Raw genomic sequence first — 15,345 nt, 5'->3', positions numbered from 1 at the left:
TCTTTTGACTAACGTATCGCCCTGCCCGATCTGACTGGCTAAGAAGCCTCTGAACGAATCATTCAGTCTGATTTTTTACCGAACAGACGCCCAAATGAGATTTTTCGGCGACTCGATTCACTCTTCTCCATCGAGTCATCCTTGCCACCACCGAACTGTTCTGCCATATCCACTTCGATAGTGCTGGGTGCCTGAGAGAATGCATCAGTGCTGACATCAATAGAATCCATCTCGATGCTCTCTATACCGCTGTGCTTTTGCAGTAACTCGCAACGATGCTTGAGACGATCCACCTCTTTGTCCCGATCCTCAACCGCATCCTCCAGTTTGCGACACTGCCGCTGGGAGATACGCAGCGACTGTTCACGCTCACGCAGTGCCTTCTGCAGCGAATCAACATCCTGCAAGGCCCCCTGCAGCGCAGCTACATCATTGACGTCACGTCCACCGCTCGTCGCAACCTCATCGAGCTTGCGGCGCATGGTCTCCAGATCTTCAGTCGCCCGCTCCCTCACCATGATAAGCTCACTGCGCAACGCATCCATCGCATCGCCCTCACCCATTGCCTGCACACTTTCAATCTGTGAGACATAGGTCTCCATCACCGAACGAAGCTCCTCGACCTGGCTTTTATAACGTTGCGCTTTCTTGTACGCCTCGTCCCTTTCTACTCGGTGTTTTTCAACCTTTTTGCGGGCTTCTGCCAGCTGATCCAGCACCTCTTCAGCCAACATGGAGTCACCCACCTGCTCACGATAGACATTGATCTGGTCGTGCAGCTTGTCATTCTCATCCATCAGATCGCCGAGATGGTCGCGCAGCTCTTCCAGCTGGGAGCTAATGCCGTCATGCTCCTGCTTAAGCCGATCGCGCTCTTTGGAGATAGCGTCGAGGTCCTCTTCCAACATCTCCACTGCGGCCTCCTGCACCTGCCGTTCGCGCAACAGAAAATCGGCCTTTTGAGCCTTTTCCTCCGCCGCTCTGCGACGCGCTTCCTCTTTCTCCAGCGAGGTACGCAGCGCATGCACCTCCTCTTCATTGTCTCCATCCAGCTGACTCTCCATCTCCAATTGGACTTCACGCAGACCGTCGATAGTGCGGTTCAGATCTTCGATCTCACTCCGTGCTTCCAACAAGACCTCAAGTTGCCCCTGATCACCTGAACTATCGGTTTCACCGTCAATCCGACTCTGGGATTCCACCTCCAGCAAGGTTGACTCGAGCTCCTCAATCCTCAGCTGGCTCGCCGCCATATCCTGAGTGTGCTGTTCCCGCTCTGCGTCAAGCTCACGTTGCGTGCTAGCCAGCTGACCTTGCAACTGCCTCAGGTCCTGCTCAAGATCAGCCAAACGCGCCTGGTACTGCTCAGCGTGTTCCTGCTGCTCACGCTTCGCATCCTGCAGGGAGACATCGGCACCCGACTTCTGTGCCTCGACCTGATACAGGCTTTGGCTCAGCTCGGATACGTGCTGTTTTTCCCGGTCCAACTCAGATTCGAGTTCCAAATTCCGTTCATCCACCTCACGCAGGCGCAACTCGGCCTGCTCCACTTGCTCCCGGGCGCGGGCTTTCTCGGTCTGCGCTGCCTCCAAGGCCTCCTGCAGCTCTGAAAGCCGTGCCTCAAACTCACCTTCTGCCTGCTTTTCATTATCCATCAGACGTCGCAACTCCATCTCCGCCTTGTCAGCCCTGGCGGCTGCATCTTCTAGTCCACTCTGGAGCGAAGCAAGCTTGGTTTTATCCTGCTCTGCTCTCTCCTCTAGCGCCGACTGTGACGCCTCATGTTGACGAACCTGGGCGTTGGCCTCAGCGATCGCTTCCGACAGATCACGGATCTTTGCCTCAGCCTGCGCCAGCGATTCCCGCAACTCTGCAATCAATGCCTCATCACGCTGGAGACACTGTTGCCCGGCATCTCGAGTCTCGGCGATCTCTTGCTGCAGCTGTTGCAGTTGCTGTTCGCTCTCAGCAACTGCTTCCTGAAGCGTTTCAGCCCTTTGTTCAGCTGCCTGCAGTTGCTGCTGCGCAACCGCTTTTTCATCCTCCATCTGCTCCAGTGCAGTTTGTAGCTGAATACTCTTTGCTTCAAATTTCTCTGCAGCAGACCGTTCCCGTAGCGCGTCTTGTGCTTTTTCACTGGCCTGACGCGACAGACGCTCCTGCTCGGCTTCAGCCTCCTCCAAGCTCTGCCGCCAAGTCTGTTCGGCGGCAGCCATCTCCAGCTGCTGGGATCTTAACTGCACCTCAAGTTCCTGCTTGGCGGCTTGCAGTCTATCGGTCTCTCTTTGTAGCTCCTCAAGTTGCTCTTCAGAGGCATTCAGCATCACGTCCTGCTGTTTGATCTGACTGGAGAGCTCATCCCGCTCACGTCGCTGCGCCTGCAACTCCCGCCCGATATTGAACAGCTCGGTCTGTTGATTGGTGGCGATGCGCTTCGACTCATTCAGCTCTTCACGCAACGAACTAATCGCTGCCTTATGCTCGGCCTCTGCCTCGCGCCTCTGGGTCGCGGCGGTTTTCAGCTCATCTTCAAGCGCTCTCTTAGCATCGTCAAACTCGCGCAAAGCAGTTGCCAACTCTGCACTCTTCTGCCGCTCACGAGTAAACTGCGACTCCAGTTCAGCATATTTCTGTTGCAGTGTCTGGCGCGCCTCCGCCTCATCCCGGAACTGGCGATCCAGTGCAGCGCGCTCTTCACCAACCTTGCCCGCCTTCACCTGCAGGCGGGCAATCTCATCTTCACGCGCCTTGAGCGTTTCACAACTCCGCTCCAGCTCAGCTTCAAGCTCGGTCCGTTCGTGGGCCGCCTTTTCAGCCTGTCTGGCGGCCTCTCCCTTGACGATTTCAAGCTGATTCTGCAGCGCTCCAAGCGTTACCTGGCGCGCATCCTCCTGCTCGTCGTTGGCCTGCCGCACCGCCTCCAGCTCACGTTCCTTTTCGGCATTTTTTCTGGCAAGACGCTCACGCGCATCCTCTAGCTGCTTCCGTTCTGCTTCAAGCGACTTGTTCTGCCGTTCTGCCTCAGCCAACGCCAGAGTCTGCTCTTCAGCCTTCTGCTCTGCAGCCGCCAACTGCTGCTGCAGAGCCTGAAACTGTTTCTCGAACCCCGACCGCGACTGTCCACTCTCTGCACGCTCCTTGCGCAGGCGATCGAGCTCTTCGAGGGCCTCATCTCTCGACTGTTCGGTCAGCCGCAAATCGTCATAGATTGCGGCAATCTTCTGATGCAGCGCCTCAGTGTGTCTTTTCAGCGCGAGCTCCCATCCCTCCCCTTCGCGCTTCTCCTGCAACTCTTTATGCGCCTGCGCCAACTGCTGCTTGATCTCGTTGACCTCCACAAGCAACCCGTCACGCATGGCTGCCGCCTTTTTCTCCTCTGCAGCCAGCCGATGACGCGCAGCCGCCACAGTCTGCCGGAGAAGCTTTATTTCCGTGGCGCGGCGGCTCTCCATCTCCGTGTATTCGTTCCTCAGATCCTCCAGCTCTATTTCGAGATCGTCCGCCCGCTGACTGAGCGCTGCAATCGAGGCCACCTCGGATTCCGCATCCACGCTTTCACTGTCGCCGGAAACCTCTTGGATGCGCTCTTCCCGATTGAAATCGATGACATTGCCGCCCTCTTCTTCAAGCGCAGATTTTGCTGTCAGGCCTGCAAGCTCTGCCACCTCGTCCCATTGCTGGCTGAGGGCATAGACTTCAAAACCGCGCTCCATCAGAAGATAGGTTGCGCTCGCCGCCTGACCCGGTTGATCGGAGCAGGTGATATAAATCCGATCGCTGGCGAGGGATGAGGCCTGAAAACGCAATGAAAAATAGGGCAGGTTGATCGCTCCCGGAAGATGCTTCTCCTCATAGACCTCCGGGGTACGCAGATCGAGCCAGAGCGCCCCTTCGTCGATATAGGCCTGCGCCTGCTTGTACTTTACACTCTTCGTTAGCGGCCGTTTGACCAGGTCAACAAAATCCTCCTTGCTGAGCCGCATCAACACGCCATCGGTGACCATGGCGACACTGCTACCGCGAGGGCTGTCTGAAATCAGCGCCTCTTCGCCAAAACTTGCACCATCCTTGAGACGCGCCAGCTCGACCTCAGGGCCTCCCGCTTCATTCCGGCGCGTGACACTGCAGACACCCTGGCTAATCAAATAGAAGTAGTCCCCCTCATCTCCCTGGCGAATGATCACCTGACCCGCAGCAACATTGACCGGTTCCATGCGCATCATCACGCTCTGCAGGTTGGCAGGCGGGATCTGCTGAAACACCGGAGACTGCAGCAGCAGCGTCATCCAGTCGCTAGTGTGGCGCTCCTCAACATCCGCTACCTCGTAGGTAGCGTTATGGCTCTTCGCCAACAGCTCGCTGAGCATGCGGCTGTCGATGCGGACGAAGCTCACTGTGCTTTTGGCACGCACCGAGTTCTTGCGCGGCAACTGGTGGGCGAGCGCAAAACGCGCTGTCTGGGTGCCGCTGGCCACCGTATCGACCTCACGCTTGCCTGATAGCAGCGCGACTGTACCGGAGAGCAGATAGACGTTTTGGTGGTCAGTATCGCCCTCACGGAATAAATATTCGCCCTTGACCGCCTTCTCCACCACAATCCGGCTCAACAGCTCACCGAGCTGTTCGTCCGAAAGGGTATTGAGAGGCACCAGGTTTTTCAGTAGAGCATCATCGTTTTGACTGTCAGGAACCGGCATTCAGCTCGCCTCTGGGAAACTGTAGATCTATCAGAATAGACCCTCTCTATATCTCTCAATCTAGCGGCATATCAGAAAAAAACTGAATCCATCCAAAGTTTCTTGTCCACCCCCAGCGTCTATGATTTGCTGTGCATATTACCCTTCCTGGGGCTGCCGATTTTTGCACAGCACCACGTTTCAAGGGGCAATAGATCCCAAAAATGCCGCAATAGTGAATAGATGCACACAAATGGGAGCTGTCGCTGCAGGCCACTCCACCACGGCCGAGGCCGCTCGGCTCATCCTCCAGGAGGGTGGCAACGCCTTTGATGCAGCGATTTCAGCAATGCTGACAGCCTGCGTCGCCGAACCCATTCTAGCATCGCCCGGCGGCGGCGGATTCCTCACCGCACATCCTGTCGACGCTGACCCGCTCGTCTACGATTTTTTTGCCCAGACCCCGCACCGCAAACGAGACGCATCAGAGATCGATCTCTATCCGATCGTTGCGGATTTTGGCGATGCCAACCAAAGCTTTCATATCGGCATGGGCTCGATCGCCACCCCCGGTTTTGTCGGGGGGGTGTTTGCGATCCATCGGGAGCTGGCCAGCCTACCACTGCAGCGACTCTTTGAGCCGGCAATCGAGCTGGCCCGCAGCGGCGTCCCACTCAATCCGTTTCAACATCTTATCGCACAGATTGTTGCCCCAATCCTTCGCTCCACCGATACTGCTTCGCGACTCTGGCACGCCAGCGAGGAGGCGGGTACTCTGCCTGAAGTGGGTACACTACACCACAACCCGCAGCTGGCCGATCTGCTGGAGGCGCTGCAACGCGAGGGTGAGGCGCTTTTCTACCGCGGTGAACCGGCACAGCTGCTGGTGCGCGCCTGCCGGGAGAACGGCGGACACCTCCTGGCTGAGGACCTCGAGCAGTTCGAGGTGATACGACGCTCACCACTGCGCTGTCACTACCAGGGCGCGCAGATCCTGACCAATCCGCTCCCCTCGCTGGGCGGAAGCCTGATCCATTTCAGCCTGCAGCTGCTTGAACCCTGCACACTGGGGCGTTTTTCTGCGGCCTCTGCTGAGCCGCTCCGCTTTCTGGCACGTAGCATGCGGCAGACCCAGCTGATGCGTCAGCATCCTGAAGCCGGCAATGACCTGTCACACGCCGCCAGCCTGCTACAGGCGTTTCAGAGTCGAGTGGCCGAGGGCGGCATCTCCAGCCGCGGCACCACCCAGGTCAGTATCGCTGACCGGGACGGAAACCTCGCCAGCCTCACTCTCTCCAACGGAGAGGGCTGCGGCTACATCATCCCCAACACCGGCGTCATGTTGAACAATATGCTAGGTGAAGAGGATCTCAACCCACTCGGCTTCAACCAGTGGCCCAAGGACCAGCGTATCGCTTCAATGATGGCCCCCACCCTGCTGATGCTGGCAGATGGCCGTCGCATTGTCACTGGCTCCGGCGGCTCAAACCGCATCCGCAGCGCGATCCTACAGGTCATCAGCAACCTGATCGATTTCGAGATGCCCCTCGCGGAGGCGGTGGCGGCTCCCCGCATCCACCTCGAGGGGGATCTACTGAGCATCGAACCCGGCCTGCCAGCCGAAACGATAAGCGCGCTCGAGGAGGAGTTCCCGCAACAGGAACTGTGGAAGCAGAAGAGCCTGTTTTTTGGTGGCACGCACAGCGTTGCACTCAGCAGCAGCGGCGAGGTCAGCGGTGCCGGCGATGAACGTCGTGGCGGTGTGTGGCTCTCGGCCTGAACCTTGCCTCACCCCATTCGCCAACTTTCGCAACAAGTTACCGACCAATTGCCCTTTTTCTCCACCCAATTCCTGCACCACATATAACATTCAGCTATATTCAGGCGAAGATGGGGACCCTCCCCCGCCACCACTCGCCATAACGCCAGGCGATCATCAACACGCCTGCCCCGCTCACCACCACTATTTTGGAGTCGCAGATGGCTGTAAAGAAGGAAACCGCCAAGAAGAGCGCAAAAAAGAGCATCAAAAAACGGGCCGCAAAAAAGAAGGTCGTTGCAGCACCACGCCAGAAGTCGATCACCGCGAAACAGACCAAGACCCAAATCATCGCGATGATCGCCGAGGATACCGACCTCACCCGCAAACAGGTGGCGGCGGTATTCGGTTCGCTAAGTTCACTGATTACCCGGCATATACAGCGTCGAGGATCAGGCGAATTCACCATTCCCGATACCGGCGTCAAGATCCGCCGTGTACGCAAGCCCCGCACCAAGGCACGCATGGGGCGAAATCCCGCCACCGGTGAAGCGATCAAGATTGCCGCCAAACCCGCTTGCACCGTGGTCAAGGTCAGCGCCCTCAAGGCACTCAAAGACCGCGTCGACTGACAACTGCTGCACGACCGCCCGCCGAGCTTAGCCGGGAGGACGCAGGATCAGCTTATCGCCCTGCTGCTGTAACTCCAAATGCTTTAGAAAGCTCATCCCGAGCAGCACCTCATCGCCCGCCATACCAGGCAGGACCGACGCCTCAACACCGGACATACTGAGCGACCCCAGCTCCACCCGATTGAGGCGTGTCAGCCAGCTCCTTACGGTGCCATTGGCGGTGACACTCAATGACGAGGCGCCGCGCGGCAAACCAATGCGCTCAGCCAGCCGCTCGGAGAGGGCCACATTGGTCGCCCCAGTGTCGAGCAGAAACAGCACTGGCACGCCGTTGATCCGTCCCGGTGCCAGATAGTGACCGCGACTGTTGCGCTGCAGCACCACCTCAGCCCCGCCCTGCTCTCCCTCAACCGCCAGCAATTCGTGGTTGGGGTTGTGCTGACGCTCGAGCAGACCGGAGAAGAGCAGCGAGAACAGCCCCAGCAGCAACACCCAGGCGGCAAGAGTCATGCCTCGCCCTATACCTGTCGTCTGTGGCGTTTCTGGGGTGCCATTATTCGCTGGGGACATGGGCAGTGCGGCTCACAATAGATATACAGCCTGGCTGTTTTGAGGCCGCGACCAGCCAAAAGTTCGTGAATGGCCGATCCGCCTCAACGCCCTCTGCCAGCCAATTTGCGGGCAAAGTGTCGCCGATAGTAGGCCAGTGCGCTGTTGCCATTGGCGGCGATGTCGAACACCTTCCAGCCCGCCTCACCGCGATAGAGACGAAAAATCAGCTTGGCCGGGTAGCCGGCACTGCCCATGATGCCCACCGTCACTTTGGCCTCGTTGCGACTGATTCGTCGTGAATGGAACAGGCGCATACCCTGGTCGTCATAGACCGAGAGGCGCTTCGCCAGGGTACCCAGCAGCAGGCGCTTTATCTTCCGCGCCATCAGCTCACGCTGTGTCTCGTTCATCGTCCGATAGGCCGGCCCGGCCGCCCAGCGCGCCATGTAAGCGAAGTCGAAGGAAGGGGCGATGTTCTGTTCGAGAAAGGCCGCAAGCGCTTGCGGCGATCGCCCCTGCTGGCTGCGCATAAAGCTGATCAGCTGCTCGATGCCCTGCTTCAGCACCTGGTCAGGGCCTGGCGACTGTAGTTGCTGGTAGCGAGGTCCGGGAGCATAGCTGTAGCCGGGGGCCGCTTCTGCCTGAGATACGCCAAACCCGGCGAGTATGCACAGCGCAATGATCTTTGCTTTCATGATTCCTCCAGTGGGGACTGCTGCAACTGGCCGTCGGCGCGGCCAAGATCGTCAGGTTGCCAAGCACCCCAAGCGAAAGCAAGCAGCTTCAGCATCACAGAAACTGCCGATAAACCGATATCCCCAGCAGCACCGCCAATTATGGATTTTAAGAACCACAGGAGAGCTCAGCTGGTGAGTTTTTTATAGATCTCAGAGACCTTGCGCGGCAGCGTCTCGACATCACTGATCAGCGCATAATTGGCCGCACCATACATATGCGGCAGGTAGTCCTGGCCCTCTTCATCAATGGTGATGCAGTAGGCGTGCACCCCATCCTGACGCGCCTCGTAGAGTGCCTGGCGGGTATCCTCCACCCCATATTCACCACGATAGTGATCGGGATAGTCCTCCGGCTTGCCATCCGATAGAGTCACCAGCAGCTTGGTGCGCGCCTCCACCGACTTCAGTTTGGCGGTGAGATGGCGGATCGCGGCCCCCATGCGAGTGTAATCGCCGGCTGTGATGCCGCTAATGCGCGCCTGCACTTCGGCATCGTAGGCCTCATCGAACGCCTTGATCTGGAACAACTCACAGCGCTTGCGCCCCTGCCCGGTGAAGCCGTAGATGGCGTAGCGGTCACCCACCATCTGTAGCGACTCCGCCAATAACACCAGCGCCTCACGCTCCATCTGGTTGATCCAGCCCTCGGTGGAACCGGACATGTCGACCATGAACACCACCGCGATGCTGCGCTCCTCCCGCTGCATCCGGGTAAACAGCCGGTCGCTCATCTCCAGGCCGATGTGCAGATCGGCCCAGGCCTCGACAAAGGCATCGATATCCACCCCATCACCATAGACCTGGCGCTTCAACAGACGATCCTCATCGCGCATCGCCTCAAAGGTACGGCGTAGGCTCGCCAGCAACCGCCGATACTTCTGCAACACTTGCGTGGCAAACCCATCGTACTGCGGCTGGATCTGCAGCTCGCGCACCACGCACCAATCCTTCTTGTAGTGCTTACGGCGGAAGTCCCACTCGGGATAGAGAAACGCCCCCTCTTCATGATAGGCGCCGCTCCAGACGTCATCCGGATTGAGGCCCTGCTCTTCAAAGGCGCTGAGGTCGTACTCGCCGGGGCCAGCGGGGATCAGGTATTCATCTGGGATATCACCCAGATCCTGGATGATCGAAGTCATGGTCTGCTTCAGCTCATCAGTGAGCGGGATGCGGTTACCATCCACCGCCAACTCCATCTCGAATCCTTCCGGAACCATCGGATCCCGCTCCTCGTCGAACAGCCGATGGAAGGTGCGGGGCGACGGCGCCTCAGTACGCTCTTGGCGCCCCTCGTTGAGTTCATCGTCGATCTTCTTCAGGGCGACCCGGAAGCGCGCCTTCTCCCGCTCGATGCGCCGCCGCATCACCTCCGCCACCTGCCCCGGCGCCAGTTCGCCATAGAAACAGCTCGATGACGGCGGCGACAACACCAACGCCTGGGGCAGCAGGATGAGACTGTCGGCAACCGTTGCACTCGCCGCCTGCAACGGCGCGCTGAGCCTCTGCCAGGCATCATCCGTCACCGTATCGCCCAGCTCGGTCTGCAGCCGCCGCATCTCACGATAGAGTCCAGGCAGCTCCCGCGCCACACAGGCGTCGAGGCGCACCGACTCCAGCGCATGAAAGCAGCGCAACGCATGCCGCGGCGCAGCGTAGCGCTCCAGCTCGGCCGCGATATCGACCCGGAAGGTACCGAAGCGGGTCTGCGCCCAGAGGTGCGCCACGGTCGCCTTGTAGAGCTGAAAGTTGTCACGCGGGTTGGGCAGGTGCGCCATCACCGCCGGCAGGTAGATCGTCTCGCTGTCGGTGTGGGCGAAGTCGGCCTGCTCCAACTTCAGCTTGCGCCCGGAGAGACCATGCACGAACGGCAACAGCACCCCCACCTGCTCGTCGAACAGCGCGCCAGAGGCGCGCTCGCGCCCCTGGCGCACAAAGATATCGATGTCGCGGATCACCTTCAGCGCCGGCTGCAGCCCAACCCGGTCGTAGCTGTCCATCGCCTGCACCACCCAGGTCTCGATCATCGACTCATCCATCAGCCGCAGCGCATCGGCGGCCTTCAGGCAGAACTGGTAGGCGAGCTCGATGTTGGTGCTGCTGATGCGCGCCACCCAGTCGAGCACAAAGCGCTGCTCCGCCGGCACTAACCGTTTGATGGCATCGGTCGGCTCGGTAGTATTGCGAAAGGTGAACTCGACCTCAAAAAGCTCATCCAGGAGAGCCTGGATCTGCTCCAGTGAGAGTTCAGGTTGCGACACCATGATCTAATCAGAAGAGTGAGGCGCTCAGCTCGTTGACCGCCGTCAGCATGTCGGCATCGTCGGTCAGGGTCTGGGCGATAGCGGCGCGGCAGGCGTTGACTGGCTCGATCCCGGAGTGGATCAGCTTGGCCGTGTGCACCAACAGGCGGGTTGAGGCCCCTTCGTCGAGGCCGCTGCCCTTGAGATTGCGGGTCATCTGCGCGAACCGCACCAGCCGCCCGGCCACATCCGCATCAACCCCCGACTCTGCGCAGATGATCCGTTGCTCCAGCTCCGCATCAGGGTAATTGAACTCCAGAGCGATGAAGCGCTGGCGGGTACTCGGCTTGAGATCCTTCAGTACGCTCTGGTAGCCGGGATTGAAGGAGATCGCCAGGCAGAAGTCGTTGCCCGCCTCGAGCAATTCGCCCACCTTCTCCATCGGCAAGACGCGCCGGTCGTCGGCCAGCGGGTGGATCACCACGGTGGTGTCCTTGCGCGCCTCCACCACCTCGTCAAGGTAGCAGATGGCGCCGGCACGCACCGCCGCCGCCAGTGGGCCGTCGACCCATATCGTCTCGCCACCCTTGACCAGAAATCGCCCCACCAGGTCGGAGGCGGTTAGATCATCGTGGCAGGAGACGGTGATCAGCGGGCGATTCAAATGCCATGCCATGTGCTCCATGAAACGGGTCTTACCACAGCCAGTCGGCCCCTTGAGCAGGATCGGCAACTGATTGCGGTAGGCCACCTCGAAGATCTCGATCTCGTCCCCCACCGGCTCGTAGTAGGGTTCGCTCTCAACAAAGTACTCTTCCGGCTTCAGGGTGCGTGCGTCCAACTCTTTGTCCTTATCTCTATGGCTGGCCCACGCTAACCTCAGCCCCGGCTGGAGGCAAGCCGATAAGCCATGAATGCGCCGTGGGAATCCAGCCAGGCTGGAACCGGCAGTGACAAAACCCTGTAGAGAACCTTGTTTTATTAGCAGCTACTAATAAAGCATAACCACTTTCTATCAAAGCATTGGAAAATTCGATAGGGAATAGAGGGCATTCATATAGAAGGGAGGCGCGAAGACGCGTATCGTAGCGGATCCAGAATCCGGGGGCGTGGAAACGCGCCGTCAATCATGAAATAACCTAGCGATCAAGTCAACTATTGGCTCGCTCACTGTTTCACATTGAAAAGCCATTCCGCGACGGAGGAAGATCCATGACGGAAGTAATCGCAACCAACGAGACCATTCTGGTGGTCGGCGGTGGCATCAGCGGCATGACCGCCGCCATTGAAGCTGCCGAGACCGGAAAACAGGTCGTACTGGTTGAAAAGCGCCCCTATGTCGGCGGCCGCGTCACCCAATTGTACAAATACTTTCCCAAGCTCTGTTTCCCGACCTGTGGTCTGGAGATCAACCAGCGTCGGGCCAAGATGAACCCCAACCTCAACATCATTACGATGGCCGAGGTGACCGACATTAAGGGCGAAGCTGGCGACTACACCGCCACCGTTAAGATTAGCCCCCGCTACATCAACGAAAAGTGCACCGGCTGCGGCGACTGTGGTCGCGCTGTCGAGGCCGAGTTCGACGACGAGTACAACTACGGCTTAGGCAAACGCAAGGGCGCTTACCTGCCCCACACCATGGCTCACCCGCAGCGCTACGTCATCGACCCCGCCATCATCGGCACCGATGACGCACAGAAGGCGGCGGACGCCTGCAAGGCCGGCGCGGTCGATCTGGAGATGCAGGAAGAGACCATCGAGCTGAAGGCCGGCGCCGTGATCTGGGCCACCGGATGGCAGCCCTACGATGCCAACAAGATCCAGCCCTACGGCTACGATCGCTTTGCCAACGTCATCACCAACGTCGAGTTCGAACGCCTGGCCGATCCGAACGGCCCCACTGGCGGCAAGATCGTCCGTCCCTCCGACGGTAAAGAGGTGAAGAACGTCGCCTTCATCCAGTGCGCCGGTTCCCGCGACAAGAACCACCTGCTGCACTGCTCGCGCATCTGCTGCATGGCCTCGCTGAAACAGGCCACCTACCCGGCAGACGATGTCGATATCTCCATCTACTACATCGACATCCGCGCCATCGACCGCTTCGAGGACTTCTACGAAACGGTCAAGGCGAAGGATAACGTCAAGTTCATCAAGTCCAAGGTGGCCTCTATCGTCAAGGGCGAGAACGACAGCCCGGTGCTGCACGGCGTGGATACCGAAGGCTACAACCGCTACGCCAACGAGCACGACCTGGTCATACTCGCGGTCGGCATGGAACCGAGCGTCGACAAGGCCAGCTTCCCGGTCGAGATCGTGATGAACGAAGAGGGTTTCATTGAGCCCGATCCGAACAACGGCGGCATCTTCGCAGCCGGTTGCTCGTCCGACGCACTGGACGTCAACCGTGCGGTACAACACGCCACCGGCGCCGCCCTGCGTGCGGTTCAGGTGGTTAATCGCGTAGCCGGAACGGAGGGTTAAACAGTGGCTGACGAAAAGAAATTTGCTGGTTATGTCTGCACCGGTTGCGGCCTGGGCGAACGCCTGGACGCCGCCACCCTGGAGCAGACAGCCACCCGCGACGGCAAGATGCAGTCCTGCAAGCAGCACGAACTGCTGTGTGGCGCCGAAGGCGTGCAGATGATCAAAGACGACATCGCCAACGACGGCGTCACCCATGTCATGATCGCTGCCTGCTCCCGCCGCGCCAAGGTAGAAGCCTTCAACATTCCGGATATCGCCATCACCCGCGCCAACCTGCGTGAAGGCGTCATCTGGGTCCGCCCCGACACCGACGAGAATCGCGAAACCACCCAGGAGATGGCGGACGACTACATCCGCATGGCCTGCGCCGAGCTAAAGTCGATGGGCATCCCATCCAGCTCCGGCGAGCAAGAGCTGAACAAGAACCTGCTGGTGGTCGGCGGTGGTATCACCGGCATGACTGCAGCCATCGAGGCGGCAGCCGCCGGTTATCCGGTACACATCGTCGAAAAGAGCGGCGCCCTGGGCGGCGCGGTGGGCAGTTACTACAAGATCATCCCGTCTCGCGCACCCTACGATGCACCGGAAGAGAACCCGGTACCCGGCCTGGTCGCTGCCATCGAAGGCAACGACATGATCACCGTGCACCTCAACAGCAGCGTGGCCAAGACTGACGGCGCCCCCGGCCGCTTCGAGGTCGATATCGCCACTGAGTCGGGCTCCAGCGAGACCGTCTCCTTCGGCGCCATCATCCAGGCCTCCGGCTGGAAGCCTTTTGATGCCAACAAGCTGCCCGAGCTCGGCTACGGCAAGAGCAAGGATGTGGTCACCGGCCTGGAACTGGAAGCACTGGCGGTTGCCGCCAACGGCGGCCCGATCAAGCGCCCCTCCGACGGCAAGGAAGTCAGCAGCGTCTGCTTCATCCAGAACGCAGGCCAGTGCTCCGATAAGGAGGGCCACCTGCCCTACTTCTCCGGTGTCACCGACCTGGTCTCGATCAAGCAGGCGATGTACTTCAAGGAGCTGAACGGCGACTGTGACACCACCATCCTCTACGACAACCTGCGCACCCCCGGCGCCGGCGGTGAGGATTTCTACCGTGCTGGCCAGCAGGCGATGGTGACCTTCTCCAAGGGCATCGCCTCCGAAGTGGCTACCGGCAGCACCCTGAGCGTCAAGTTCCATGACCAGATCCTCAACGAGGATACCGAGATGGCGTGCGACCTGGTGGTCCTGGCCACCGGCATGGAGCCCAACTCTGGCCCCGATCCCTATGCCCAGCTCGCCTTCGAGGAGGCCGAGGAAGGTTCCGCAGAGAAGGAGACACTGAAGCAGGCACTGGAGGTGGCTCCGCCCTCGATCCTCAACCTGGAGTACCGTCAGGGCACCGACCTGCCGCACCTGCGCCACGGCTTTACCGACTCGCACTTCATCTGCTTTCCTTATGAAACCCGCCGTACCGGCATCTACGCAGTCGGGCCAGTGCGCCGCCCGATGGATATTCAGCAGGCCCAGGACGATGCCACCGGCGGCGCACTGAAGGCGATCCAGGCGGCCGAGCATGCCGCGCTGGGACAGGCGGTTCACCCCCGCTCTGGCGACCTCTCCTTCCCCAGCTTCCGCAAGGAGGGCTGCACCCAGTGCAAGCGCTGTACCGTTGAGTGCCCGTTTGGCGCGATCAACGAGGACGAAGAGGGCTACCCGATGTACAACGAGGCGCGCTGCCGTCGTTGTGGCACCTGCATGGGCGCCTGCCCGGTACGCGTCATCTCCTTCGAGAACTACTCGGTGGAGACCGTCAACCAGCAGATCAAGAACGTCGAGATTCCGGAGGAGTGGGACGAGAAGCCACGCATCCTGGTGCTGGCCTGTGAGAATGACGCCTACCCGGCGCTCGATCAGGCGGCCCAGAACGGTGTCGAGATCAACCCCTGGGCGCGCGTCATCCCGGTCCGTTGCCTCGGGTCGGTGAGCCTCTCCTGGGTGACCGATGCACTGAACAGCGGTTATGACGGCATCGTGATGATGGGCTGCCGCCGCGATGACGACTACCAGTGCCACTTCGTGCGCGGCTCTGCCATGGCGGCGGAGCGCATGAGCAAGGTCGGCGACACCCTGGACACGCTGAATCTGGAACCGGAACGCGTCGTGCTCCATGAGGTCGCCATCACCGACACGACTCGCGCACCGCAGCTGATCAACGACATGGCAGAGACCGTCGAGAAGATCGGCCTCAGCCCGTTCAAGTTCTAAGGAGTCTTC

9 protein-coding genes are annotated in these 15,345 nt (G+C 59.7%); 4 read left to right on the top strand and 5 right to left on the bottom strand.

Annotated elements, in window-relative coordinates:
• Window positions 1-62: 62 nt before the first annotated feature.
• Entirely contained in the window at window positions 63-4,697 is a 4,635-nt protein-coding gene (locus Ga0074115_RS16555) for a cyclic nucleotide-binding domain-containing protein (protein ID WP_232432878.1), read from the bottom strand.
• A gap of 232 nt (window positions 4,698-4,929) precedes the next feature.
• On the opposite strand from Ga0074115_RS16555, the gene Ga0074115_RS03180 reads away from it, so the two are divergent.
• Together Ga0074115_RS03180 and Ga0074115_RS03175 are read left to right on the top strand one after the other, a co-directional pair.
• Entirely contained in the window at window positions 4,930-6,456 is a 1,527-nt protein-coding gene (locus Ga0074115_RS03180) for a gamma-glutamyltransferase family protein (protein ID WP_232432877.1), read from the top strand.
• A gap of 200 nt (window positions 6,457-6,656) precedes the next feature.
• Window positions 6,657-7,067: an HU family DNA-binding protein gene (locus Ga0074115_RS03175; RefSeq protein ID WP_057955018.1), complete on the top strand. Its 411-nt coding sequence runs from the start codon at window positions 6,657-6,659 to the stop codon at window positions 7,065-7,067.
• A 27-nt stretch (window positions 7,068-7,094) separates the two neighbouring features.
• Here Ga0074115_RS03175 and Ga0074115_RS03170 read toward each other — a convergent pair whose 3' ends face one another.
• The 4 genes from Ga0074115_RS03170 to Ga0074115_RS03155 all read right to left on the bottom strand — a co-directional run bounded on the left by Ga0074115_RS03170 (window position 7,095) and on the right by Ga0074115_RS03155 (window position 11,437).
• Entirely contained in the window at window positions 7,095-7,637 is a 543-nt protein-coding gene (locus tag Ga0074115_RS03170; RefSeq protein WP_082626679.1) for a retropepsin-like aspartic protease family protein, read from the bottom strand.
• An 83-nt stretch (window positions 7,638-7,720) separates the two neighbouring features.
• Entirely contained in the window at window positions 7,721-8,314 is a 594-nt protein-coding gene (locus tag Ga0074115_RS03165) for an MlaC/ttg2D family ABC transporter substrate-binding protein (protein WP_057955020.1), read from the bottom strand.
• 167 nt (window positions 8,315-8,481) lie between these two features.
• The gene (locus Ga0074115_RS03160; protein ID WP_057955021.1) at window positions 8,482-10,617 is read right to left on the bottom strand and encodes a nitric oxide reductase activation protein NorD; all 2,136 of its coding nucleotides are present in this window, start codon (window positions 10,615-10,617) and stop codon (window positions 8,482-8,484) included.
• A 7-nt stretch (window positions 10,618-10,624) separates the two neighbouring features.
• Window positions 10,625-11,437 carry a CbbQ/NirQ/NorQ/GpvN family protein gene (locus tag Ga0074115_RS03155; protein WP_057955022.1) on the bottom strand — a complete coding sequence of 271 codons (813 nt, stop codon included), beginning with the start codon at window positions 11,435-11,437 and terminating at the stop codon, window positions 10,625-10,627.
• A gap of 371 nt (window positions 11,438-11,808) precedes the next feature.
• On the opposite strand from Ga0074115_RS03155, the gene Ga0074115_RS03150 reads away from it, so the two are divergent.
• The gene (locus Ga0074115_RS03150) at window positions 11,809-13,080 is read left to right on the top strand and encodes a CoB--CoM heterodisulfide reductase iron-sulfur subunit A family protein (RefSeq protein ID WP_057955023.1); all 1,272 of its coding nucleotides are present in this window, start codon (window positions 11,809-11,811) and stop codon (window positions 13,078-13,080) included.
• Between the two features lie 3 nt (window positions 13,081-13,083).
• Window positions 13,084-15,336 (top strand): FAD-dependent oxidoreductase, encoded by a 2,253-nt coding sequence (locus Ga0074115_RS03145; RefSeq protein ID WP_060528196.1) that lies wholly within the window; start codon window positions 13,084-13,086, stop codon window positions 15,334-15,336.
• Window positions 15,337-15,345 lie beyond the last annotated feature (9 nt).

The sequence above is a fragment of the endosymbiont of Ridgeia piscesae genome (genome assembly GCF_001443665.1).
GTDB lineage: Bacteria > Pseudomonadota > Gammaproteobacteria > Chromatiales > Chromatiaceae > Endoriftia > Endoriftia persephonae.
This window is presented reverse-complemented; position numbering and strand designations above follow the sequence as displayed.